Source organism: Vibrio sp. 2033 (assembly GCF_033339735.1).
The window spans coordinates 1-661 of sequence record NZ_JAWOVC010000414.1 but is presented as its reverse complement, the minus strand read 5'-3'; the positions used below and the strand labels follow the sequence as shown (position 1 = coordinate 661).

Below are 661 nucleotides of genomic sequence, written 5' to 3'. Positions count from 1 at the left end.
CGTCGCGCCTGATTGGCGTACTCATACCCTGTATCGAAACGGGTGTATTGACTGCTTTGCTGAGACTGAACATCGCGGTGAAAATTGGATTTAAATATTCCCGTTGTAGAAAAAACACCAAACTCAGAAAAGGCTCTGATTTCATGATCGATAGAAACCTCCTTTTGTTGGCTTTCGTTTTCATACACACCAAAAACGTTGTAGTTAAACAGTCCCCCACGACCAAACTTAGCTGGAGAAAATCGCCCCATGTCGTGTGCAGATAAACTCTGCATCGGCAGCCAGTTCGGCGGAACGTCGATCGCCAGTTGCAATGACGATTGCAAATAACGCACGTTAACCCCAGCGATGGAAGAAACGTCAATTCTGTCTTCCGTTCCTGGCAACGATTTGGCCGTAACGCCAACCGCTATTAGATCTTGCCGCTGGAGAAAGTACTGCTCGCCAATGCGCTCGACTTCGGTAATATGCCCCGTCGCTCTTTGATTGATCACCAATTCTAGTTTCAAGCTAATATTGTTAAACTTATCAAAAGAAAAGTTTTCAGGACTCGGTAACTCAGAAAAACTGTTGGGTGAGTTCGCACAAAGGCCAATATTGCTCCACGCCATACTTAGTAATCCAACCCAAAGCAAGACATACATTTCATTGCGTCTGTTCA

At 45.2% G+C, this 661-nt stretch carries 1 pseudogene; it reads right to left on the bottom strand.

The window, feature by feature from the left end:
- Nucleotides 1-611, bottom strand: a pseudogene (locus tag R7P74_RS26915) (fimbria/pilus outer membrane usher protein); the annotation flags it as partial.
- Nucleotides 612-661: the final 50 nt, after the last annotated feature.